General features: G+C 50.8%; 18 protein-coding genes. 11 read left to right on the forward strand and 7 right to left on the reverse strand.

What is annotated here, in order from left to right; all coding sequences use genetic code 11:
* Positions 1–133 precede the first annotated feature (133 nt).
* Together U9S71_RS08650 and U9S71_RS08655 are read left to right on the forward strand one after the other, a co-directional pair.
* Complete coding sequence (locus U9S71_RS08650; protein ID WP_326326782.1) at positions 134–979, forward strand: CPBP family intramembrane glutamic endopeptidase; 846 nt, start codon at positions 134–136, stop codon at positions 977–979.
* Positions 980–1,467: 488 nt separating this feature from the next.
* Positions 1,468–3,876, forward strand: coding sequence for an FtsX-like permease family protein (locus tag U9S71_RS08655; RefSeq protein ID WP_326326784.1), 2,409 nt, complete (start codon positions 1,468–1,470; stop codon positions 3,874–3,876).
* 246 nt (positions 3,877–4,122) lie between these two features.
* On the opposite strand, the gene U9S71_RS21025 is transcribed toward U9S71_RS08655, so the two are convergent.
* From U9S71_RS21025 to U9S71_RS08665, 3 genes are read right to left on the reverse strand one after another with little or no spacing between them, the layout of a single operon-like run.
* Positions 4,123–4,473: a putative toxin-antitoxin system toxin component, PIN family gene (locus tag U9S71_RS21025; protein ID WP_436410310.1), complete on the reverse strand. Its 351-nt coding sequence runs from the start codon at positions 4,471–4,473 to the stop codon at positions 4,123–4,125.
* 3 nt (positions 4,474–4,476) lie between these two features.
* Positions 4,477–4,689, reverse strand: a complete 213-nt coding sequence (locus U9S71_RS08660) for a DUF8507 family protein (RefSeq protein ID WP_326326786.1) — start codon at positions 4,687–4,689, stop codon at positions 4,477–4,479.
* Positions 4,690–4,733: 44 nt separating this feature from the next.
* Positions 4,734–4,883 (reverse strand): hypothetical protein, encoded by a 150-nt coding sequence (locus U9S71_RS08665; RefSeq protein ID WP_326326787.1) that lies wholly within the window; start codon positions 4,881–4,883, stop codon positions 4,734–4,736.
* A 72-nt stretch (positions 4,884–4,955) separates the two neighbouring features.
* Between U9S71_RS08665 and U9S71_RS08670 the strand changes: the two genes are divergently transcribed.
* Positions 4,956–6,977 (forward strand): M3 family metallopeptidase, encoded by a 2,022-nt coding sequence (locus U9S71_RS08670; RefSeq protein ID WP_326326788.1) that lies wholly within the window; start codon positions 4,956–4,958, stop codon positions 6,975–6,977.
* 21 nt (positions 6,978–6,998) lie between these two features.
* On the opposite strand, the gene U9S71_RS08675 is transcribed toward U9S71_RS08670, so the two are convergent.
* Both U9S71_RS08675 and U9S71_RS08680 read right to left on the reverse strand, forming a co-directional pair.
* Positions 6,999–7,628 (reverse strand): HAD family hydrolase, encoded by a 630-nt coding sequence (locus U9S71_RS08675; RefSeq protein WP_326326789.1) that lies wholly within the window; start codon positions 7,626–7,628, stop codon positions 6,999–7,001.
* A 70-nt stretch (positions 7,629–7,698) separates the two neighbouring features.
* Entirely contained in the window at positions 7,699–9,771 is a 2,073-nt protein-coding gene (locus tag U9S71_RS08680; RefSeq protein ID WP_326326791.1) for a TonB-dependent receptor, read from the reverse strand.
* A gap of 133 nt (positions 9,772–9,904) precedes the next feature.
* Between U9S71_RS08680 and U9S71_RS08685 the strand changes: the two genes are divergently transcribed.
* On the forward strand, positions 9,905–10,546 hold the full coding sequence (locus U9S71_RS08685; protein WP_326326792.1) for a hypothetical protein: 642 nt from the start codon (positions 9,905–9,907) through the stop codon (positions 10,544–10,546).
* 9 nt (positions 10,547–10,555) lie between these two features.
* On the opposite strand, the gene U9S71_RS08690 is transcribed toward U9S71_RS08685, so the two are convergent.
* The gene (locus tag U9S71_RS08690) at positions 10,556–11,431 is read right to left on the reverse strand and encodes a Rossmann-fold NAD(P)-binding domain-containing protein (RefSeq protein WP_326326794.1); all 876 of its coding nucleotides are present in this window, start codon (positions 11,429–11,431) and stop codon (positions 10,556–10,558) included.
* A gap of 249 nt (positions 11,432–11,680) precedes the next feature.
* On the opposite strand from U9S71_RS08690, the gene U9S71_RS08695 reads away from it, so the two are divergent.
* From U9S71_RS08695 to U9S71_RS08710, 4 genes are all read left to right on the forward strand, one after another.
* Positions 11,681–12,931 carry a DASH family cryptochrome gene (locus U9S71_RS08695; protein ID WP_326326795.1) on the forward strand — a complete coding sequence of 417 codons (1,251 nt, stop codon included), beginning with the start codon at positions 11,681–11,683 and terminating at the stop codon, positions 12,929–12,931.
* Positions 12,932–13,050: 119 nt separating this feature from the next.
* Positions 13,051–15,846, forward strand: coding sequence for a 2-oxoglutarate dehydrogenase E1 component (locus U9S71_RS08700; protein WP_326326797.1), 2,796 nt, complete (start codon positions 13,051–13,053; stop codon positions 15,844–15,846).
* Positions 15,847–15,868: 22 nt separating this feature from the next.
* Positions 15,869–17,116 carry a 2-oxoglutarate dehydrogenase complex dihydrolipoyllysine-residue succinyltransferase gene (odhB, locus tag U9S71_RS08705; RefSeq protein WP_326326798.1) on the forward strand — a complete coding sequence of 416 codons (1,248 nt, stop codon included), beginning with the start codon at positions 15,869–15,871 and terminating at the stop codon, positions 17,114–17,116.
* 21 nt (positions 17,117–17,137) lie between these two features.
* Positions 17,138–18,157 (forward strand): lipid A deacylase, encoded by a 1,020-nt coding sequence (locus U9S71_RS08710; RefSeq protein WP_326326800.1) that lies wholly within the window; start codon positions 17,138–17,140, stop codon positions 18,155–18,157.
* On the opposite strand, the gene agaR is transcribed toward U9S71_RS08710, so the two are convergent.
* Complete coding sequence (gene agaR / locus U9S71_RS08715; protein WP_326326801.1) at positions 18,144–18,905, reverse strand: transcriptional repressor AgaR; 762 nt, start codon at positions 18,903–18,905, stop codon at positions 18,144–18,146. The two genes, U9S71_RS08710 and agaR, sit on opposite strands and share 14 nt — an antisense overlap.
* Positions 18,906–19,042: 137 nt before the next feature.
* Between agaR and U9S71_RS08720 the strand changes: the two genes are divergently transcribed.
* From U9S71_RS08720 to U9S71_RS08730, 3 genes are all read left to right on the forward strand, one after another.
* The gene (locus U9S71_RS08720; protein ID WP_326326803.1) at positions 19,043–20,653 is read left to right on the forward strand and encodes a glycerol-3-phosphate dehydrogenase/oxidase; all 1,611 of its coding nucleotides are present in this window, start codon (positions 19,043–19,045) and stop codon (positions 20,651–20,653) included.
* Between the two features lie 407 nt (positions 20,654–21,060).
* On the forward strand, positions 21,061–22,413 hold the full coding sequence (locus U9S71_RS08725; RefSeq protein WP_326326805.1) for an IPT/TIG domain-containing protein: 1,353 nt from the start codon (positions 21,061–21,063) through the stop codon (positions 22,411–22,413).
* A 17-nt stretch (positions 22,414–22,430) separates the two neighbouring features.
* A complete protein-coding gene (locus U9S71_RS08730) occupies positions 22,431–25,559 on the forward strand; it encodes a SusC/RagA family TonB-linked outer membrane protein (RefSeq protein ID WP_326326806.1) in 3,129 nt (1,042 codons plus the stop codon).
* The last annotated feature ends 8 nt before the right edge of the window (positions 25,560–25,567 follow it).

Genomic DNA, 25,567 nt, shown 5'->3' on the forward strand with positions numbered 1-25,567 from the left:
TACGAAAAATTGTCGAGCTTTTGAAATGTGACACACACCCCAAAGGCCGCGAGTACTACGGGATGAATGATTTTATTAAGAAAACGATATATTTGGTGGCATGATGACCGACGAAATAATCTAACCTTTACGCATGTTCCGATCACTCTTCAATGACTTACGGTTATTCTTACGCGATCCGCAGCAAATCGTTGACGGGCCTCACGACCGGCCATTCCGCACGTGGTTGGCCGTATTGATAGTCGATATCGCCATTACGTCGGTCGTTATCGTTCCACTCATTTTCCTTATTGATGAGCACGTACTTCATTTGAGGCCAGGCCCGGAAATCACCAGGCCGATGACATTCTGGTTCATGGTGACGCTCGTTATTGGGGTTGCGCCAGTAATGGAGGAGCTGTTTTTCCGCTACCCGTTGAAATTTGTTAGAAACCGTGTTTTGAAGGTGGCCATGTATATTTCGAGCGTGTTCTTCGGCTTGTACCACCTGTCTAATTATGCTAACCAAGAGGTGTTGTTTTATGCGCTTGCACCGATTATCGTCGGTTCGCAGCTCCTTGGCGGATTCCTACTCGCCTATCTCCGGTTGAAATACGGCCTTCGCTGGGCCATTCTCTTGCATGCCGTATTCAATGCGCTGTTCACCATCCCAACGGTGCTTTTATACCATGGAAAGACCATTATCGACCACCAATCTTCCGAATATTCCCTGGTCGTAACTGAATACGCATATGTGGATCGGCCAGAACGCATGCGGATTTCCCGCAAGGATAATGGGATTGACACGCTCATTGTCCGGCAAATGGGCTTGCAGAGCGTACTGGATTCAATAGGCAAACCCGAAACATATTACATAGAAAACGTGTTGGTCGATATCGACCTCAGGGCCGCCTACCCTATCCCACTAGACAGTTTAATCAATCGCCTCGGGCAGGAATACAAGATTATCCCACATATAACATTGCATTCCAGCAGGTAGTGGCAGAGAATACCAACCGGCTCAGTAATCAGTCGATACATACCTGCCTTTGAAATCCGCCAGTGAAACAGGATTTCCATTTACCTTGCCTACTATTTTGCACTTCCTCGGGTAACGTGGCAAATGGAAAACTACCGTGTCAACATCGGTCGCATAGACATTCAGGGGTGTCACGACTTGTATCCACCTGATACGTAGCCCATATATAGGCAATATGTAGCACTATAAGAGGTACACTACAGGTACACTACAGGTACATATCACCTACAGATGACGCACGGAATAGGTGGGTAAATGACCGTTTTGTAGCGGGTGGCAGTGCACCAGGCCTGCTGCGGAAGCCCAGAGGTACAACAAGGAACTGTTCACAATCGAACAGTTGGTGTTCGATATCGTACACGCGTAAATTCAACGGATATGATAAACAACTTATAAACAGCCGCTTGAATATTTGGCCTAATAACTGCGTTGTTAGTTGGCAGAACGCAATGGTAAAAACACATTTCAAAACAACACTTCGATATCTTTGGCGCAACCGGTTGTTTACGGCATTGCATATCCTGGGGCTGGCCGTCGGCATCAGCGCCTGTTGGATGATCTTCGTTATTGTCAATTACGAGGGGCGGTTCAATAAACGTATACCCGACGGCGACCGCGTATTCCAGGTGGTAAGTAGCGTCGCCAGCGTCCCCCGCCCGATGGTTAAGTTTGTAGCGGACGAAATTGCTGGGGTTGAACTGACCGTACCCGTTCACCTCCAAACCAAGTACGATGGCCATGGCGATATGCCGGGTGCATCCATCATAAACGATCCCGAGAAGCAGATTGCCACGAATAGCCAGTATTTCGATCTGGTTCACTATGAATGGCTAACCGGTAATAAAGCGACAGCCTTGGATGCACCGGATAAGGTCGTGCTGACGCAAAGCCGTGCCAACCAGTATTTCCCAGGTATGGATATGCAGGATGTCCATGGCCATACCCTTTTGTATAACGACTCCATACCCTATATCATATCGGGTATAGTTGCCGACCTACCCTATCAGAGTAGCTTCGAATGGCAAGAGTTCTTCCGGATAGCGTTCAAAAAGGATCACCGACGGGCAGATTCCTGGAATGTGAGCAACGTAAACGAACTACTATACGTAAAACTGAAGCCCCACGTTGTTGCTGAAGAAGTCGGCCATCAGATCGACGCCATTAACGCACTGCACAATAAGGAGAACTTCGAAAAATATCAGTATACACAAACCTATCGGTTACTCCCCTTGTCGGAGTTCCATTATGCTTCCGCCATCGGCGGTATGCGGCATCGCACGGTCGACAAGGCGGTGCTGTACGGACTCACGGGCATTGCCGTCTTTCTCATCTTACTTGCCGTGATTAATTATATTAACCTGAGCACGGCACAACTGCAACAGCGCGCATCGGAAATAGGCATCCGGAAAACCCTGGGCAGCAACCCCCGCCAATTGATCGGCAGGTTTCTCATGGAAACATTGGCCATCACATTCGTGGCGGCGTTATTTTCTATATTGCTCTCCGAGGTGTTTTCCCGCCTGCTGGCCGACTTTATGCCGCCAGACATCAACCTATACGATCATTTGGGGTTGAAATTGCTTTTTCTTGTCGCGTTGATCGCCGTTGTTACCCTCGTGGCTGGCATCTATCCGGCGTGGTTGGTTATACGGGTCCGAACGGTGAACATGCTGAAACCGCAGGCGCTAAATTCCGTAGGTGGTGGCCGCATCAATTTACGCAAAGCGTTGGTTGTTTTCCAATTTGCCGTCGCTATGGTTTTTATCAGCTGTTCCCTCATCATGGGCGAACAGTTGCGGTTTGCCTTGACAAAAGATTTGGGCTTTGCATACGATGCGGTGTTATCGGTGAATATCCCCGAACGTATCCATCAGCAGCCAGCGAACCAGGAAAAGCAGCTGCGGTTGAAGCGGGCGTTGGAACAGTATCCAGTGATTGTTTCTGCATCGATAGGCCATCCCCCAATGGATGATATATTGGGTCACACTACGTTTTTCCGCCAAAGGGATACCGGCTTGATGGAAGTCGCGTCGGGTGCAAAATACATTGATGAAGATTACCTGAAGACCTTTAGCATGGAAGTATTGGCCGGAAGGAATATTGACGTAACAAAGGGTACGCCCGGGTTAATTTTGAATAACGCTGCCGTTAGCGCCTTTGGTTTTAAGTCTCCTGACGATGCTGTAGGAAAGATGCTTCTCAGCGGTTCAAACCCCGAACCGGTGCCTATTGCTGGTGTGGTAGCAGACTTCCATCAGCAGGATTTCAGAAACCCGATGAGCCCAGTAGTACTGATGTTCGGCTATCACATGCAGCGCGATATCCATATTAAGTTAGCTTCGGCCAACCCGGAAGACTGGCACGACGCGATTGCCAAAATTGAGACGGAATGGAAGGAAATCTATCCCGAAGCCCCATTTACATTCCGTTTCTATGATGAGGTCGTCTCTGCATTGTATATAAAGGACCGTCAAACGTCGAAATTGATCAACGCCGCGACAGGCATCACCATCTTCATCAGCTGCTTGGGCTTGTTTGGGTTAGCAACGCTAATGGCTTTCCAACGCACCAAAGAAATCGGTATCCGTAAAGTGCTGGGTGCTTCGGTATCGGGTATTGTAGCCATGCTGTCCAAAGACTTCGTAAAACTGGTCATTGTCGCAATCGTTATCGCGTCACCCATCGCCTGGTGGGTAATGGATAAATGGCTGGAAGATTTCGCATACCGCATCGACATCCAATGGTGGATGTTTGCGTTGGCAGGTTTGGCAGCGGTAGTGATGGCGTTGCTGACCGTAAGCTGGCAGGCCATACGTGCAGCGGTGGCTAATCCGGTGGGTTCACTGCGGGATGAATAGAGAAATTACGGCTCAAGATTTTCGAGATCATTTAAACCCTTTGGACGACCACTTTGTTTTTTGGCTTCCAAGAGACTGTCTTTATGTATCGTACGAATCCGTAAATCATCGTCTTCAAAATAGACGGCATGCTGATAACACTGATCAAAATCCAACCCTTTTACCCGAATCTAATGTCGATAGCAACTGGTGGTACTCCAAAGGTGAACACATCCCATACCCGATGTGATAAGAAATTTTCCATAGTCATATCGAAAACCTGTCAAAAGTGATTAGTGCATCTGCGGCTGCTGAAATTGCCAAATCAGCAAACTTATTGTCATCGGGATCGTCCTCAATAATACTCCATCGATAATAGGGTTCAGTAAATATTACATTCTTGGCAGTACACAGGATGTCAAGTACAAAGTTGGCAGTAACTTCAGAATAGAAACTTGTTACTTGCTCCGCATATTCCGCCAAGACGTCCGTACTTACTATCCAATCGAAAGATTTACTTTCGAAAGCTTGGTAAATGCTGAACTCATGATTAGCCCTATTTATCGTAGTAATAAGAACGTTTGTGTCGATTACAAATTTAGGCCTAGGAGTACCCATTAATTAACCGCGGAGTTTATCATAGTCTTTAGCGGTGATTTTTTTTTCAGCAACCACTCGGTCTACTTCATCTTTTAATTTTTGAGAATAATGTTGCATTAGTAAATCCCGTAATTCCACAGACTCCTCGTAACTCATCTTCCGATTGAACATGCGCAGCAAGCTCAATTGAACTTCGTTTAATCCTTTTATTTGATTATCAATCGTCGCAGCCATCTAATTGCTTGTCTTTATCACCAACACAAAGTTAAACAATCGCTTCAACTTCTCAAAACGATGGGTATCCCAAACCGGCCAAAGGCCTTACGGAGTGTGAGCTGGCAGGCCATACGTGCCGCGCTGACCAATCCGGCAGGTAGTTTGCGGGATGAATGAATCTTGTAGTCGCGACCGGAAAGGCATAATGCCATTCGGTGGATTTTTCATATTTTTGGACTGTTCTTAACCGTTGCCAGAAATGGCAGCCCCAAATTGTAAAATAGATGAGCAACCCCTTGTTGAAGCCATTCGGCACCCCTTTCGATACGATCCCATTTGAAAACATAAAAACCGAACATTTCAAACCTGCTATCCTGCAGTTGATTACCAATGCCAAGAAAGAGATTGATGCCATCGTCGAGAATCCCGAACCAGCTAACTTCGCCAACACCATTGCGGCAATGGAGTACGCTGGCAAAGCATTGAACATCGCCTCGGCCACCTTCTTCAACCTCGATGCTGCCGAGACCAACGACGAGATTCAGCAGCTGGCACAAGAACTATCGCCGATATTAGCGGAGTACAGCAACGACATCATGCTAAACGAGGGGCTTTTCAACAGGGTGAAACGGGTACACGACGAAACTGACCCCGCCAGCCTCACGCCCGAAGCCGCGCGGTTGCTCGATAAAACCTATCAAGGATTCGTCCGCAACGGAGCCCTCCTCACTCCCGAAAACAAGGAAAAGCTCCGTGATGTCGACAAACAGCTGGCCACCCTCACGATGAAATTTTCGCAGCATGTGCTGCAAGAAACCAATGCTTACCACCTGCAGGTGCAGGATGAGCAGGAACTGGAGGGCCTTCCCCACTCCATCCGCGCGGCAGCCAAAGCCGAAGCAGAAAAACGAAAACTGGAGGGCTGGGTATTCACCCTGCATTTCCCCAGCTATGTACCCTTGATGAAATATGCGGCGAACCGCGCGCTGCGCGAGGAACTCTACATGGCCTCGGCTACACGTGCCCTGAAGGACAACGCCAACAACAACGAAAGTATCGTGCGCGACATCGTCGGCCTACGTGGCCAGCGGGCCAGTCTGCTGGGCTTCGGTACCCATGCCGACTTCGTCTTGCAGGAGCGGATGGCCTCCTCCCCTGCCATTGTATCGGGTTTCCTCAACGATCTGCTGGCCAAAGCAAGGCCCCATGCCGTTCAAGAGATCGACCAACTTAAGGCCATGGCCGAAAAGGATGGTATCTACGAAATAATGCCCTACGACCATGCTTATTATGCCGAAAAGCTACGGGAGGAGAAGTTCAACCTTTCGGAAGAAGTCCTGAAACCCTACTTTCCGCTGCCGCAGGTGCTCGATGCCGCGTTCGATGCGGCAGGGAGGCTTTATGGGCTTTCTTTTTCGGCCCGTACCGACATCCCCACTTACCATCCCGAGGTAACCGTCTACGATGTACTCGAAAATGGCCAGCACAAAGCGCTGCTCTATACCGACTGGCATCCGCGTGAGGGCAAACGGGCCGGCGCATGGATGACTGCCTATCGCGGCCAGTGGACGGAAAATGACCGTCAGGTACGGCCCCACATCTCCATCGTGTGCAACTTCGCACGGCCGGTGGGCGATACGCCTTCCCTCCTCACGTTCAATGAGGTAACCACGCTCTTCCACGAGTTCGGCCATGCCCTGCATGGCATCCTGGCCGACACGGTTTACGAAAGCCTGTCGGGTACCAACGTGTATTGGGACTTTGTCGAATTGCCCTCCCAGTTCATGGAAAACTACTGTTACGAAAAGGAATTCCTGCGATCGTTCGCCCGCCATCACCAAACGGGAGAAGTGTTGGCCGATGAAGAAATCGATAAGATCGTCGCCGCCGCCAATTTTATGGAAGGTTACCAAACCATGCGGCAGCTCGGCTTCGGCCTGCTCGACATGGCATACCACACGGGTAAGCTAGCCGCCGATACGCCTATCGAACACTTCGAAAAAGCTTCCATACGCGATACGCAGCTTTACCCCGATGTGCCCGGCACGGCGCAGAGCCCTGCATTCTCGCATATCTTTGCGGGGGGGTATTCCGCCGGATATTACTCCTACAAATGGGCCGAGGTGCTCGATGCCGACGCCTTCGCCTATTTCAAGGAAACCGGCATTTTCAATGCCGATACGGCGGCCAAGTTCAAGGCCCTCCTCAGCAGCGGCGGCACGGTAGACCCGATGGAACTGTACACCCGTTTCAGAGGACGCAAGCCCCAGCCGGAAGCGTTGCTCAAACGGGCCGGACTGGTCTGATATACGTCGTGGGCCCGATACTCAAATAAAGGCGTTGAGTGCATCGAAGTTGGTGATGACGTGATGGTTCTCCAGCGACCCAAATTTCCCGGCGTAATCATATACTACGGTGTCAATACCCAATTCCCGCCCGGCCTTTATCTCCGATTGGAGGTCATCCCCTACCACGAGCACTTCCTCGGGGTTGAGGCGGTATTTATCCATGATCCCGGCAAACACGTCTTTCTTTGTTTGTTGTGATGAGGCTGGGTCTACCACATAGCACGCCTCAAAATCAGCTTGTAGGTTCAACTGCCTTATTTTGCTCCATTGCAATTTGGTGAAGCCGGTGGTCACCAAAAACTTCAGGCAATCGATATCTCTCGTTAACGGATAGTCATCAAACGGCGCCATAGGGCCGTTGTACTCCAAGTCGGCCAGCAGCGCCAAAGCGAGGGCGGTGAGCTCTTCATTAAAATGAAACTCCGCGGCGACTAACTGAAACGGCTTCCGTTCGATGTTGTATTTGATATCTTCAAATTCGCCGGTATACCGCCCATCTGCTCCGATCAACCGGTATAGGTCGCCGAACAGCCCCTTCGCAATGGACGCCACCGGATAAATCGTGTTGTCCAAATCAAAGATAATCACTTTCTTTTTTGTTACTGACATCGTGCACTTCCTGTTTGTGAAGCGCTAATATACGGTTTGTTTGACATTAAGCGGGATAGCGCTATCCGAATCAATACCGGATGGTCAATCCGCCATAAAAGTTGCGGGGCGCCGCCGCGTTGAAGAAGCGTCCGCCGAACGCATTGATATCGTTGCCGAGGCTGTATTGTTGGCTCAGCAGGTTATCGCCCCCCACAAAAAACTGAACCGTCAACCGATTTCCAACCGACTTTTCCCAACTTACCTTGGCTTGCAACAAGTGGTATTCATCAGCAAAGACCGTATTCGCATCGTTCAGTGGGATAGACGCCGTGTAATTGTGCATGAGGTAGGCATCGATGTCGAATGGTAACCGAACCAACAGATCGCTGACCACCGTACTACCGGGCACACCGGTTAGTTTATTGCCTGTGAAATCGTTGTCTCCCACCCGGTAATCACCGAAACGGAACTTACTTAAGGTCAAATTTGAACCCAGTTGGATGCCGTGCAACCATCCGTTCGGGCGTGGTTCGACCAACCATGCCGCCACAGACAGCTCCGCACCGCGCTGCTCAACGGTACCGGCATTGCCAAAATACTCCGCACCACTATCGCGCAGCTGACGGATAATCGCATCATCCATCCGGTAATAGAATAAGGAGCCATCCGCCCGAAACCGACGGTCGGGGCTTTGCCACCGCGCTCCCGTTTCGTAGTTCCAGCCCGTTTCGGCTGCCAGCGCAGTATTGATAATCTTGTCGGACGGGCGCACCTCGGCAATGGTTGGCGGGGAATAGCCACGAGACACGGAAGCCCGCCAGGCCAGTGTGGGGGTAAACAGGTACGACAACGCCACACGTGGCATCCACTCGGCATCGAACCGATTTGCTGTATACTTGGGGTCAGCGACAGGAAAGCTGGATTTAAAGGCATAGCCGTAATAATTGAGGCTCGCCGATGCTTCCAGTACAAGCCGGCTCCAGATATCCGCGCGAACCCGTGCGAAATAAAAATACTGCCGGCTGCGCAGGGCATCGATCGCTTGCCGATCTCCACGTACGCCACCGTTGTTGTCGTAATTGGCAATGTGGTTGTTGCCCAATTGCCATTCCATACCGGCGTTGATACGCCACCGTACCGTGTTGGTGTCTCCAGCGGTATAGTCGATATACGTACGGAAGCCGAGGTTACCCTCATCGCGCAGCTCGTAATTGGTGATAAACGGATTGCGAAAATCGGTGTGCATACCGAAAACACTGGCTACGTGTCTGAATTTGGGGGATATCTGCGCATCATGGACCAAACCGCCGACAACCGTTTGGTTACGGATGCTTGCCCGCTGGTCTGCCGCGCCGGGGGCGGCTCCGGTAGACGGGCGGGCCAGGCGCGGATCTTCGGCAAACTGCGCCGCCGTAAGTCCACCCGGGGTGTCGTAATATAAGTCGGAATACATCCCGATCAGCCGCAATTCGTTGTTCGCATGATACCTCCACCGCTGCACCGTCTGAATCGATTTCCGGTCCATTGCCGAATGTTGCCGGTAGCCGTCGGCGCGTTGGTAAGCTTGGTTAATGCTAAACCCATAGTTGTTCGCCGGCTGCGCCGACACCCCTAGCTGTTGGTGGAACAGGCCATACGCACCACCACTTAAGCGGAGCGTTGCCGAAGGGGAAGTATCTCCCGACGGGCCACCGTGTGGCCTCAGGAGCACCACACCGCCAGAATTGGCTCCGAAGAGGCTCCCATCCGGTCCTTTCAGAATTTCAATGCTACTCAGGCTGCCGGCATCCAGGATATTAAAATACGTATTTCCGCCCGCATCGGTAAGTGGGATCTCGTCCAGGTATACTTTCACATTACGCACACCGAAGGGAGAACGTAATAAGCTTCCGCGAAGGGACAACCGATAGCTTCCGGGCGACCGCTCTTCCATCCGTACCCCCGGTACGGTATTGAGGGCCGGCAGTAAACTTGCACCGCTTTGGTGCGCTAATACCGGTTCGCCAATCACGCCCGCCGAGGTGGTGAGCCGCAAAAGTGGCTGCTCGGCGAAATATGCGCGTACAGTTACTTCATCAAGGTAATGGGTGGTATCCTGTGGTGTCGCCGCAAGCGCACCACCGGGGGCCAACATTAAAATATAAGCTAAAATACGTGTCATGGATTTGGATAAGATGCGCCGAAGTTACGGATTAATACCGAGTTAATCGCCACTGGGATTAAACTTTACGCCTCCCGGGTGGTCTTATGTTATAAGGTAACCAGACGACGAAATGAAATAGGAGGTTCGAACCATGAAAGCAATCATCATTTTTTTATCCATTATGGCAACCGGCGTCGCCATGGCGCAGGATACCCTTACCGTCCGTATCCCTAAACTGGAGATTGAGCGGAATAAGAAAGAAGTCTTTTCAGGCCGGGATTCATCGATGGTCGTCTATATCGACACCTTAGTGATGAAAAACAAAAGCCAGCTGGTGTTTTTCGGCAAAAAAGACGTGCAGCTTCACGTGCGCCATGCCTACATCGAGAAGCGCGGCTACATCTACGGAACCGATAGCAAAAACAACGGCACGGACTTTCAAATCGATATGCGGTTTGACAAACTGGGATCCCTGTATGTGTTGGCCGGTGGCCAAGACGCCAACAACAACGGCTCGCGCACCTACCCGAACGGAAACGGCGGTGACGTTGTCTTCACCTACGATGGCGAAGGCATCGTGCCGCAGACCGATGATAAGAAATCGACCCATTACCTCCATATCGACGCCCGTGCCGGCGGATATCGCGTAAACCCTCAAAGTGAGCTCCGCAACATTTACAGCCTAATGAACCAAGGTACGGCCGGACGGCCACTGGGTAGCCTGTCGCAAGGCATGGTGTATTCCGGATCACCGGGTGAAGACGGCGACATCACACTGAAAGCAAAAGAATAGCTGGTGTGGCTAGGAGGCATCCAGCGCATCGCTAACGGAAGTGCCGTAAGAAGCCAGGGCGACAGCAGGGTATAACGTGTTCAACCCCTTGTTCACCGCTACCAGATCCTTCCGCATATACACGTTGAATGCGGCAGCAACATCCTGCTCGAATTTGTAGATGTACCGGCCCAATAGGAAAGACACGGGCTTACTCAGCCCCGGTAAGGCCAGCACCTTCTTCTTCAGCTTCGCAATATCCATATACCGTTCAAAAGCCTCCTTATACGTCATTACTTCGGGACCGCCGACATCGAATATTTTTCCATACGTGCTGGTATCGCCCATAATCTTATTCAGGTATGCGCATACGTCGAGCAGATGTATGGGCTGGCATTTGCTTACCGCAAACGCCGCGGGAAGCACAACGAGTTTTGACTTGGCTAAACTCGATAGGATGTTCATCAACGCAGACCCCTTTCCGATGATGTTGCTGATTCTCACTATGGTGTAGTTCAAACCGCTTCGATCAAGGTATTCGGTTACCGTATCCACATTGTCATCAGCCAATTTGGTTACGTAGACCAAATGCTCGCATGCGGTAAATTTGAGTGCCCGTATGTATCGTTGCAAGGCAATGAGATCCATTTCCATTCGGATATCGATTTCATTTACGGGCGATTGGTTAAAATAAAAAGCCACATGGGTATCTTTGTCAAAACCGGCAGGCAACGCCCCCCTGAATAAGTCTCCTTCGATGATGGTAATGCCAAATTTTTCGGGCACATGTCTGTAGAAAAACTTCTTGTTCCGTATCAGGCAGGTTACCTCATGCCCCTCTTCCGATAAGCATACCGCGATATTTCTTGCTAAATAATTGTTGAGGCCGGTAATTTGGACTTTCATATGCAAACGTTACTACACTTAATGCGGCGGTCTGGTAATTAATTGTACTAGCTACTACAATTGAAATTCGAATATGTTTCCGATGCGCAGCTATTTTTGCTGCAAACTTAGGTAAATAGATGAAATATGCCAAGGTATAGCAGTCGACCTATTTGTGTTTTAATTGTCAATATTCGTATTCCGACGCATTAAGCCACATTTCTTGACTAATAAAGGTTATATTTGCAACATTTAATCCCTCAACTTAGTATGGACAAGAAGACAATTTTGGTTTGGTTCAGGAATGACTTGCGTATCCATGATAATGAGATACTGCTCCGTGCCGTAGAACGCAGCCAAACGATTGTCCCTGTTTACTGTTTCGACCCCCGCTATTTCACGGATACGGCGTTGGGTACAAAAAAGACAGGTGTGTTACGGGCAGCGTTCCTGCGCGAAAACGTCGCCGCGCTGCAACAAGACCTCCAAGCGTTGGGAGGCGACTTGATCATTACCCAGGGCCATCCCGAGGAAATACTTCCAGCGATTGCCGAAGCCTATAAAGTGGATGAGGTTTACCATCACCGCGAAGTAGCTCACGAAGAAACAAAAATATCTTCGTTGGTCGAAGCGGCACTGTGGAAAATGCAAATCAACCTCCGCCACTTCATCGGCCATACCTTATATCATAAAGAGGATCTCCCCTTCCCCATCAAGGATATTCCCGATGCATTTGCCACGTTTCGTAAAAAAACCGAACGGGAAAGCGATATCCGCCCCGAGTTGGGTCGCCCCGAGGCTGCCCTCACGCCCGAAGGGATGGATACGGGCCACTTACCCGATCTTTCCGAGCTGGGTTTCGATAAGGCAGCCATAGAACATGCTCATCGTCTTCACTTTCAGGGGGGCGAACAGGTCGCCCTGCAACACATGAACGCGTTCCTCTACGGCAACCAAGATACACTGGGGTATTCCCACCTTTCACCCTACATCGCTATTGGCGCATTATCGCCCAATACCTTTTACCACGCCATTAAGGAAGCTGAGCATACAACGCTCGATAGAAAGCGCGGCGAACAGATCATACTCAAGCTATTGTGGCGCGATTACTACCGTTTCATGTTCAAAAAGCACGGCAACCAGTTTTTCCAAGCAGGTGGTATGACCGGAAACCCACCGGCAGCCGTAGCAGACGATCAAAAGCTATTCGAAAAGTGGAGAACCGGAAACACCGGCCACCCCATCGTAGATAGCAGTATGAAGGAGCTCAATGAAACCGGGTATCTTGCCCATCACCAACGCATCATCGTTGTCACCTATTTAATCTACCAGCTGAAAGTCGACTGGCTCAAGGGAGCAGCATGGTTTGAGGAAAAACTGTTGGATTACGGTCCGGCCAGCAACTACGGAAGTTGGGCGCATGCTGCTGGCGTGGGGAGCAGCGTTAAAGATAATAAGCCTGCCGACATCAAAAAATTGGTCGCCCGATTCTACCCCAAGACACCAATCGCGGTCGGATAGACTGCCGGAAATCATAAAAAACACGCTTTCGTCAAATTTTGGCTATAAAATTGTAGCATATTGCTATGGCAAACGATTTAATAATTATAACTTTGACGCAGTATTGCATAAACAACTAAATGGACAAGCTTTCTTACCTAAGTAACGCAGATTCGGCCTATATCGACTCGTTATACGAAGCCTATAAGGAGGACCCCGACTCGATTGACTTCGGCTGGCAAAAATTTTTTGAAGGTTTTGATTTCGGCCAAAATAGTGCCGTTAGCGGCACCTCCACCACACCCGACCATGTCCTGAAAGAAATCAATGTCTTGAACATGATCAACGGTTACCGGGACCGCGGGCACCTATTCACCGAGACCAACCCCGTGCGCGAGCGGCGAAAGTATTATCCGGGCAAGGAACTCGAAACCTTCGGGCTCAGTGAAGCCGACATGGATACCGTATTCAATGCAGGTGTGGAAGTAGGTTTAGGCCCCGCCAAGTTAAGCGACATCCGCCAGTTGATTGAAGATACCTATTGCCGCTCCATCGGCGCGGAATTCAAATACATCCGCAGCCCCGAAAAGATAAAGTGGCTGCAAGAGCGTATGGAGGGCGAACGCAACACCCCCAACTTCCCGTTGGAACGCAAAAAGCGGATCCTCCAGAAACTCAACGAAGCGGTAGTCTTCGAGAATTTCCTGGGCACCAAGTTCCTCGGCCAAAAACGCTTTTCGCTCGAAGGCGCTGAGAGCTTGATTCCGGCACTCGATTCGGTTATCGAAAAAGGTGCCGATTTGGGCATCCAGGAGTTTGTCATCGGGATGGCTCACCGGGGCCGGCTCAATGTGTTGACCAACATCCTCGGAAAATCTTACCAAAGTATTTTCTCCGAGTTTGAAGGCAAAACCTATTCCGAAGAGGCCGAACAGGATTTTGGTGGCGATGTAAAATACCACCTGGGTTATTCTACAGACATCACGACCGACAACGATGCGTCGGTGCACCTTAGCCTTGTCCCCAACCCCTCACATTTGGAAACCGTAGACCCGGTGGTGGAAGGACTGGTACGCTCCAAAATCGATATGAAATACGACGGCGATGCCACCAAGATCGCTCCGTTACTGATCCATGGCGATGCTGCAGTGGCCGGACAGGGCATCGTGTATGAGGTCATCCAGATGTCCAAACTGGAAGGCTTCCGCACCGGCGGAACCATCCATATCGTGGTCAACAACCAGGTTGGGTTTACCACCAATTTCAAAGACGGCCGCTCCTCTACGTACTGTACCGACATCGCCAAAGTGACACTGTCGCCGGTGTTCCACGTCAATGGCGACGACGTCGAAGCGCTGGTTTATGCCATCAACCTCGCGGTAGAATACCGGCAGAAATACCATACGGATGTCTTTATCGATCTACTGTGTTACCGCCGGTACGGGCATAACGAGGCGGATGAGCCGAAGTTTACCCAGCCCGTGCTTTATAAAGCCATTGAAAAACACGCCAACCCGCGCGAAATCTACAATAAAAAGCTACTGGAGCAAGGCAGCGTAGATGCCAGTCTGGCCAAGGAGATGGAAAAAGATTTCCGCAAGCTGCTTCAAGAACGATTGGACGACTCGAAAGAGGACAAGAACCTCACGCATGATAATCCGATGTATTCGGGCGCGTGGAAAGGCCTGCGCAAAGCGAAATACGAAGACATCTTCGTGCCCGCAAAAACCAGCGTTACCGAAAAGACGTTTTTAGCACTTGCTAAGGAATTCAATACGCTACCGAAGGATAAGAAAGTCTTCCGTAAAATTTCGCGGCTCTTCGACGAACGGCTCAAAATGATCGAAACCAAAACGTTCGACTGGGCCATGGGCGAACTGATGGCCTATGCCACGCTGCTCAACGAAGGCTCGCGCGTACGGGTGAGCGGGCAAGACGTGGAACGGGGCACCTTCTCGCACCGCCATGCCGTGCTTACCTTAGAAGACTCCGAAGAGGAATTCATCCCCTTGCAGCAAATCAAGGGTGGCGAACGTTTCAATATCTACAATTCGCACCTCTCTGAGTACGGCGTACTGGGGTTCGAATATGGTTATGCGTTGGCAAACCCGCAATCGCTGACGATTTGGGAGGCCCAATTCGGTGATTTTTATAATGGCGCACAGATTATCGTGGACCAGTATATCTCAAGCGCCGAGACCAAGTGGCGGCGTTCGAACAATCTCGTGATGCTACTCCCCCATGGGTTGGAAGGCCAAGGGCCCGAGCACTCCTCTGCCCGTATAGAGCGCTTTCTGGAGCTCTGCGCCGAAAACAACATGCAGATCGTCAACTGCACCACGCCGGCCAATTTCTTCCATGTGCTGCGCCGGCAGCTGAAGCGCGACTACCGCAAACCGTTAATTGTCTTCACGCCGAAGAGTTTGCTCCGCCACCCCAAAGTGGTCAGCGACATCGGTGAATTTATCGGCAAGTCGCAATTCCAGGAGGTTATTGACGATAGTTTCGTGAAATCGGCCGATGTGAAGCGGGTACTTTTCTGCTCGGGCAAAATCTACTACGATCTGCTGGAAAAACAACAGGCCGATAACCGTAAAGACGTGGCCGTTGTACGGGTGGAACAGCTATACCCCACCCCCATGGATAAACTCCGCGCCATCCGTAACAAATACAAAAATGCGAAAGACTTCTTGTGGGTACAGGAAGAACCCGAAAACATGGGCGCCTGGCCCTACATCTGTCGGAAATTCAGGAACCGCAACATCACGTTAGACGTGGTATCCCGCAAGGAAAGTAGCAGTACAGCCACGGGGTATGCCAAGCAACACATCGCCCAGCAACTTGCCGTGGTGGGCCGTTCGTTTGAAGACAAAGCGGGTGCGGAAGTGCAGGATAACGTAAAGAAAAGTGTGAAAACTGCCGCAAAGGTAGATTAACCGAGAAATAAAACAGTCGTATATGAGCTTAGAAATAAAAGTGCCGACCGTAGGTGAATCCATTTCGGAGGTCACGTTATCGCAATGGGTCAAACAAGATGGTGACTACGTGGAGATGGATGAAACCATCGCCGAACTGGAATCGGATAAGGCAACCTTCGAATTACCCGCCGAGAAAGCCGGTATCCTGAGAACGGTAGCCCAGGAGGGAGATACCCTCGAAATCGGTGCCATAGTAGCTACCATCGAACCGGGTGAAGCCCCAGCTTCCACCGACGGAGCCAAGGACTCCGAAGCAGAAAAAGGTACCGAAGCATCGCAAGCCCCTACCGAACCTGCCGCTTCGGGCCAAGACACGAGTGGCACCACCACCTATGCGAGCGGAACGGCCTCGCCGGCTGCCGCTAAAATCCTCCGTGAAAAAGGTATCGACCCCGCATCCATAAAAGGAACCGGCAAGGACTGGCGAATAACCAAAGAAGACGCCGAAAATGCCGCCGTACCGAAAGCGAAACCGGCGGAAACGGCTAAACCACAGCCTGCTGCCGGTGCGACTGCCGTCCGCGGCGCTCGCGATGAACGCAGGGAAAAGATGTCGTCGTTGCGGAAAACCATCGCCAAACGACTCGTAACGGTGAAAAGCGAAACCGCTATGCTCACCACCTTCAACGAGGTGAACATGAAGCCGATCATGGACCTCCGGGCCAAGTATAAAGAAACCTTCAAAGAAAAATACGGCGTAGGATTAGGGTTCATGTCGTTCTTTACCAAGGCCGTATGCACAGCAGCAAGGGAATGGCCTGCCGTAAATGCACGCATTGAGGACGATGAAATCGTGTATAGCGATTTTGTGGACATATCCATTGCCGTATCGGCACCAAAAGGTCTTGTTGTCCCGATTATCCGTAATGCCGAATCGCTATCACTCCACGAGATCGAGAAAAAGGTGATCGAACTGGCCACGAAAGCCCGTGATAATAAGCTGACCATCGAAGAAATGACTGGCGGTACCTTTACCATTACCAATGGTGGCGTATTCGGATCGATGATGTCTACGCCCATCATCAATGCCCCACAATCGGCTATTCTCGGCATGCACAACATCATTGAACGCCCCGTTGCCGAAAACGGACAGGTGGTTATCCGCCCCATGATGTATGTTGCACTGTCTTATGATCACCGCATCATCGACGGACGGGAGTCGGTCAGTTTCTTGGTTCGTGTAAAACAGCTGCTTGAAGATCCCGCACGTTTGTTGCTGGAGGTCTGATTTGCCGCACCTCACTTGATCATGGCTATCGCTCGCCGTGTATTTTTCCTATCGGCCGCGCTGTTGTCTTTTGTGGCAACGCGCGCGCAGGATGTCGGATGGGACGTTCGCTTCCATGGCTTTGCCGATAATCGGGAGTATGCGCACTCGGGCAGGTATTCCCAATCCATACTGGGTATCCGGATAGCGCCGGAAGTCTATTTTTCGATAGACAGCAGCCATTTCCTCCATGCAGGCATCAACTACCTACACGAATTCGGATCGCACGGAAGAAAAGCCGACCGCATTTCACCGACCGTCTACTATAACTATAAGCATCGCGGTCACCAGTTCTATATCGGCATGTTCCCACGCGAAGGCCTGCTGTCGGGATACCATAAAGCCATCCTCAACGATACGTTACAATATTACCGTCCCAACATCGAGGGGCTGCTGTGGCGCTATGGTCGCCATAAATTTCACCAACAGGTTTGGATCGATTGGACCAGTAGACAAACGGCGATCGACCGCGAGCAATTTCTTGCAGGCATGTCGGGCTATGTCGGGATGGGAATGGCCTACTTTTCGCACCAAATCACCCTGTGGCACAATGCCCGGAGCAAAGGGGGCGCCGGAACCGATCCGACCCCCATCCGCGACAATGGTGCCGCTATGGTTAAACTCGGCGCCGACCTCACACCGATCGTTTTTCTCGATTCATTGGATATTAGTGGCGGTGGGCTTATCGCTTATGATCGGTTGAGAGGCGTGTACGACTGGCGTACGCCGAAAGGTATCATCGCCGAATTATACGCGGAATACCGGAAATTTTTTGTGGCTAATAGGTTCTATGCAGGCGAATCTTTGCCTATTGTATATGGCGATCGTTTCTATACCGCCAGTCGCTACAATCGCCTCGACCTGGGTTGGACACCGTTGCAGTATAAAGGACTTGAGGGCCGGTTTACGCTGAGCCTCCATTTTACCCCCGGTGCACTGGACAATCAACAACAATTCACCTTGCGCTACCGCGTGGGCAGATTATACGTTAAACAACGGTAACCTTTACCCCCAACCGTTCCAGTGCCTTTACGGTATGGTCGGGCACCCCGCTATCCGTAATGATACGATCAACCTCTTCAATGTCACAAATCCGGCCGAATCCACGCTTCCCGAATTTGGTGGAATCGGCAAGTACGATCACTTTCTGCGATACCTCCATCATCTTACGGTTTAAGTGGGCCTCCTGTGCATTTGTCGTGGTAAACCCGAACTCGAGATCAATCCCGTCTACACCCAGGAAAAGTTTACTGCAGAAAAAATCCGAAAGGACCTGTTCCGCATAAGGTCCCGCCACCGAAGTGGAACTTTTCCGGAGAATCCCCCCCAGCTGCAAGATCTCGATGTTGGGATGCTTGATCAATTGCACGGATACATTCAGCGCAGAAGTTACGACCGTCAGGTTACCGATGGGCTTTATTTCCCGCGCCATCGCCTGCACGGTGGTTCCCGATGCAATGATAATGGAATCGTTATCGGTGATCATTGAAGCCGCTTCCTTTGCAATCGCCGTTTTCTCACTGGCCTGTATCTGTTCCTTCTCGAAAACGGTCCGATCGACCGTATACGGATTAATCAACGTAGCCCCACCATGCGTGCGGAAAAGCAGTTGCCGGTCTTCCAATAATTTCAGATCCTTTCGTATGGTAACAGATGATACGTTGAGTTCTTCGCAAAGGTCCATCACATTTACGGTACCTTTTTGCTTCAATTGCCCCATAATGGCTTGGTGGCGTTCTACGCTATTCATATCATTTGCTCTTTTTCAGTACGAACATAGTCATTTCCCCGGAAAAAAGATGATATTTTTTGTTATCTGATAAATTTCATTTACTTTTGCTCTTGTGTTGAAATGTTTCGATTAGTTACGTATTGAAAAACCCAGTTATGCAGTCCCAGTTTTTAAACCGAATTTCGTCGTTAAAGCAGCTTTCCGATAGCCCAGAGTACGATGTCGTGGTGATTGGCGGTGGAGCTACCGGCTTGGGCGTAGCGGTCGATGCCGCCACCAGGGGGTTAAAAGTAGCCCTGTTGGAGCAGCACGATTTCGCCAAAGGCACATCCAGCCGCAGCACGAAACTGGTGCACGGCGGCGTTCGGTACTTGGCCATGGGCGACTTCAAATTGGTGCACGATGCGTTAAGGGAGCGGGGAATTACCTTTGCCAACGCACCGCACATTACCCGTACACAGCCATTTATCATCCCTTGTTATTCGTTCTTCAGCAAGCTCAAATACCTCATCGGTCTCAAATTCTACGATTGGTTGGCGGGGCGCCGGAGCATCGGCAAATCGACAGCGGTAACAAAAGCCGAAATCCAAAAGAATTTCCCCAACCTGAAATCAGATAACCTCAAGGGCGGGGTCCGTTATTTCGATGGGCAATTTGACGATGCCCGATTGGCGATAAACTTAGCCCAAACGGCCACCACGCATGGCGCTACACTGATTAATTACTGTAAAGTCACCGGTTTAATAAAAGCCAACGACGGAAAAGTAAACGGCGTATGCTTTATTGATCTGGATAGTGGGGTTTCGCGCGAGCTGAGCGCAAAAGTTGTTATCAATGCAACCGGTGTATTCGTCGACGATGTGCTGATGATGGATACCGGTAACCATAAGGCCATCGTAAGGCCGAGCCAAGGTACCCATATCGTGTTGGACCATACGTTCCTCGAAAGCGAAGAAGCGCTGATGATCCCAAAAACCAGCGACGGGCGCGTCCTTTTCGGTGTGCCGTGGCATGGGCACCTCCTTATAGGCACCACGGACGTTCCGGTGGACCATCATTCCCTTGAGCCCAACCCCACCTCGTCCGAAGTTGCATTTATATTAGAAACTGCCGCAAACTACCTGACCAAAGCGCCGAAAAAAGAGGATATTTTAAGTGTCTTTGCCGGGCTCCGTCCCCTCGCCGCGCCCGATGATGATAACGATCCCACCAAAGAGATATCGCGCGACCATAAACTCATGGTCAGCCCCTCGGGCTTGGTTACCATTACCGGCGGAAAATGGACAACCTACCGGAAGATGGCCGAAGAAACCGTTAATAAGGCGCTTGATGTCGCCGGCCTTCCCGCGGTGGCATGCCAGACGACAACCACCAGGATACATGGTTATACCGAGCACCGCTATTCCGGCCATTTAGCAACCTACGGTAGCGACGCGGACCGGATAAAACTGCTGGCAGAAAGTAATCCGGCGTGGCAGGAAAAACTCCATCACGATTTCGAACATATTGTCGCAGAGGTCGTCTGGGCGGCTCGGCACGAGATGGCACTCACGGTCGAAGACGTATTGGCCCGCCGGCTAAGGATACTCTTCCTGAATGCCCAGGCGTCGATTGATATGGCGCCGAAAGTGGCCGAAATAATGGCAGCCGAATTGGGTAAGGGCCAAGACTGGATTATGGAGCAGCTGGCTCAGTACCGGGAAGTCGCTACGGCGTACCTCATCAAGGCGCCGCGTCCCCAAGTGAAAGATAACGATACTAAATAAACAATTATGAAAAGGTTGATAATTTGATGAGAACTTCATTGTCATAACGAGGCTATTTGGGGGAACGCATGGGTTTGCCGCACATAATGATGTGCCCGAACAGCACCCCTCATGGTTTCACGAGGTTTAATTTCGTATGATAATGTTTAAAAATATTTCAATTTATTTCTTTTACTTCTCATTTTAATTTCATTACTTTGCGCTTGCACTGATTAGTAACCAATATAAAAACTAAAAACGGACAAAGGAATTTACTTTTTTAATTAAACCTGTATGTTATGAAAGAAAAACGAAACCAGCATTAACGATTCACAATATCGTGATATGCCGTTAACCAAAAATAAACAACAGTACCCGATACTTGCGGCAACAAATAACCACTTGGAAAATTCAAAAATGATTATGCAATGAAGCGCTACTATTTACTGACGTGTATATTAACCGTCTTAACTCTTTTCTTCGCGTGTAAAGACGAAGGAGAAGCCATTCGTAAAGAACACGACCCGAATGTGCCGATTACGTTAACCTCTTTTTCGCCACAGGAGGGTGGCGCACGCGACAAAATCCTGCTGGATGGCGAGAACTTTGGAAGCGATGCCAGTAAAATCCAGGTTTTCTTCAATAACAAGGAAGCGGCGGTGGTCTCTTCCAGTGGAGATCGGATTTACGCCATCGTGCCCCGCCTTCCGGGAGAAGATCCGGTAATCAAAGTGGTTATCGGCGAAGAGTCGGCCGCCTACGACGAAACATTCGTCTACACCGCCCAAGCACAGGTGACCACGGTGACAGGTTCTGGCGACCGGGAATTCGTACCGGGAACCCTTGATCAGGCCCATGTGTGTGCAAAATACCTCGAGTTGGACGCGGAGGGTAACCTGTTCATGACCTGGCGGGATGGCACGGGCGATTCGAAATACGGTGTAGGCCGAATCAGTGAGGCGGAAAACCTGGTGACCTCCATGTATACGGCTGCGAGTTCCCCATATCCGTACGCCAACGGCGTAACGGTCGACCGCAAGACAGGTATGATGACCGTCTCCCACGAATCGGTCGTTGAGGTGTTTTTCTCTTTCGACCCGAAAGAGGGCTGGTATCCCCGTCAGCGCAATGCTTCATTCGCAAGCGACCACGGAATCCCGAGGGGTGACCAATATATGAACTTTGTCTCTTTCAGTCCCTATGACGGATTTCTTTATACCCGTTCCCGTGATGGCAGTGTGGTCAAGATAAATCCAGAAACCTATGAAGCGACACTTGTACACGAAGGGTCGAAAGCCGCTGATTCAAAATGGCCGTACGGATCGCAGTACGGGCAGGGCATCAATCCAAAGAAGCCTTGGGAGCTTTGGATGACCCTCCACTCAAATGCCAGTCCGAATGAATTCAAACAAGGGCTCATGATGCTTGATTTGCGTCCGGAGCACATCAATGAAGGCTTCAAACGGATCAATGCCGTCGGCGGTAGTGGTCACCGCGACGGACCGATCGAAGATGCTGTATTTAACTACCCAAAGGATATTAAGTTTGACAACGACGGAAACATGTTCGTTGCGGACTATAATAACCATTGTATCCGTATGGTATCGGCAGACGGCATCGTTACCACGGTTGCGGGGCAACCCGGAGTAGCAGGCTACAGAGATGGAGGTCCGCTAGAGTCCCTGTTCCGGAACCCTTGGGGGGTTGCGGTCAATGAACAAGGAGATATCTACGTCGCTGACTATGGCAATTCACGGATCCGCAAATTAGTTATTGAATAATAAAGCTGTCTAATACAATGAGAATCATTTATATTTTGTGCCTGTTGCCCTTGTGCTTTTGGCTCACGGCAACATCTGCACAGCAAACAAAGGAGTTAACGGTTGCCGGTACGGTCGTCGACGAAACGGGCGAGCCGCTATCCGCCGTGTCTATTTATGTCAAAGACAAGGCCACCGCCGGTACATCAACCGATGCCAACGGCGCGTTTAGCATCATCGTGGAGTATGGAGACCGGCTGGTGTTTTCGTATGTTGGTTATGAACCCATCGAGCACGTCGCTATCGAATCGACCAGCAACTTGTCCATCGCGCTCACCGGAAAGAGTGAAGCGTTAGACGAAGTCGTCGTGGTGGGTCTAGGTGCTACGCAACGGAAAATCAGTTCGGTCGGTGCCATCACTACGGTCGATGTGAAAGACCTTCAGAGTCCGGCCCCTTCCATGACCAACCTGCTTGGCGGACGGGCAGCCGGGGTTATCTCCATGCAGGCCAGTGGCGAACCCGGACAAAACATCGCCGACTTCTGGATACGCGGTATCGGTACATTCGGTGCCAATGCCAGTGCCCTGGTGCTCATCGATGGTTTGGAAGGTGATCTGAATACCATCGACCCGGCAGATGTCGAGAGCTTCTCCATACTGAAGGATGCCTCGGCCACCGCCGTTTATGGGGTACGTGGTGCCAACGGTGTGGTATTGGTTACCACCAAGAGAGGTACGGTAGATCGTATACAGATTACGGCCCGCGCCAACACCACTCTTTCGCGGCTCAATCGTTTGCCGCAATACCTGCGCGCTCACGATTACGCCCAATTGGCCAATGAGGCCGCCTTCGCCCGCAGTGAATCGCCTGTGTATACCGAAACCGAGCTGGGTATCATCCAGGACGGATTGGATCCGGATATGTATCCGGATGTCAGCTGGCAGGACGAAATCCTTAACAACAGCTTCTGGCGCCAAAGCTATTACATGAGCGGGCGTGGTGGATCTGACGTAGCCCGTTACTTCCTGAGCTTGGGCGGAAAAAGTGAAACTGCCGCTTACAAAATAGACAAAAGCAGTCCGTACAGCTCCAATGTAGGCTTCGATACCTATAACTATCGGATTAACCTAGACATCAACCTGACCCCAACCACCAAAGTATACCTGGGGTCGGATGGATACCTCTCCAAACTGGATCAGCCCGGCGTGGCCAATACCGACTATATATGGGGAGCACAGTCGGGGCTCACCCCGCTGGCCATCCCCACCCAATACTCCAATGGTATGCTACCGGCCATGGGCGGTGGAGAAGGATCGTCGCCTTACGTGCTGATCAACCGTACCGGGAAAGCTACGGAACAGTGGTACAAAGGTAAAACGACCCTCTCGCTGAACCAAGATCTTTCCGGTATACTGGATGGGCTCAAGTTCCGTGTGCAGGGTGCATACGATATCCACAGCCGGTTTACGGAACGTAGATGGATACAGCCGGCGCTCTATCAGGCAATGGGTCGGGACTACGATGGATCACTCATCACCCAAGAAACGGTACAGGAACGGTCTGCGAGCTACAGTAAGGATACACGGCAATACCGCAAGTACCATTTGGAGTCAACGATTAATTACGACCAGAAATTCGGTGAAGATCACCGCACATCGGCATTGATCTATTACTACCTCAGTGATGCCAAAAACACCCTGGACGCCACCAACAACTTAACGGCTATTCCGTTACGTTATCAAGGGGTATCCAGTCGACTGACCTACGGCTTCCGCGACACCTACTTACTGGATGTCAACTTCGGGTACACAGGCTCTGAAAACTTCCAACCCGGCAGGCAGTACGGCTTTTTCCCATCGGTTGCCGTGGGTTGGGTGCCCACCAGCTACGAATTTATGCAGGAAAAGGCGCCTTGGCTAAATTACTTCAAGATCCGCGCGTCATACGGTACCGTGGGTAACGACCGTATCATCAACGACGTCCGCTTTCCGTACCTCACGAAGGCCAATCAAGGTTTCGGCATGGTGTGGGGAGTCGGTGGTATAGAAACCATCAGCGAAACCCGTATCGGTGCGGATAACCTGGCCTGGGAAAGGGCGATCAAATCCAACCTCGGTATCGAAGGCCGGTTGTTTAACGACAAGATCGATTTCGTGATCGACTTCTTCCGCGATCAGCGCAACGGTATTTTCCAGCAACGGGTGCAAGTACCCGAATACGTAGGTGTTATCTCCAACCCCTACGCCAATGTGGGCCGGATGAGAAGCACAGGCGCCGATGGAAACATTAGCTACAACACGCAGGTGAATGAAGACTTCGGCTTCACCGTGCGTGGTAATTTCACCTACTCTAAAAACGTGGTGCAAAATTGGGAACAGGCCTACATGGAATATTCGTACCTGGAATACAACGGCTTCCCGTACGGTTCCATCCGTGGCTACCAGGCCCTGGGCCTGTTCAAGGACGAAGATGACGTGAAGTATAGCCCTAAACAGACCTTTGGTACGGTCATGCCCGGCGACATCAAGTACAAGGACGTCAATGGCGACGGTGTGATCAACACGCTCGACAAAGTACCTTTGACCCATAGCGATTACCCACTGATGATGTTTGGTTTTGGCGGCGAGTTCCGCTATAAAGATCTATCGCTGGGCGTGCTGTTCAAAGGAACCGGAAGAACACCGTTCTATTATGTGGGTATGCGTAAGACCTACAAGGGCGTCACCGAGACCAACGGTAAGGGCTATATGCCATTCTATGACGGTACCCAGGGCAATGTGATTTCGTTGGTAAACGATCCGGAAAACCGGTGGATTCCACTGGAATATGCCATCGAAAACGGTATCGATCCGGCGTTGGCAGAAAACCCCAATGCCCGTTTCCCGCGCCTGCAATATGGCAGGAACAGCAATAATAGCCAATTATCGACATTCTGGCAAGATGACGCGCGCTACATCCGATTGCAGGAAATTACCCTGAGTTATCGTGTTAGCCCGTCTTTCCTGCAACGGGTTGGTGTCAGCTCCATGGACCTCCAGTTTGTGGGAAACAACCTCTATATATGGGACAATGTGAAAATCTTTGACCCGGAACAGGCCGCATGGAACGGCCGTAAATACCCCATACCGACTACGTATTCGGCACAGGTATATATCAATTTCTAGCGAAAGGC

It is taken from the genome of Parapedobacter flavus (genome assembly GCF_035818675.1).
Taxonomy (GTDB): Bacteria; Bacteroidota; Bacteroidia; order Sphingobacteriales; family Sphingobacteriaceae; genus Parapedobacter; species Parapedobacter flavus.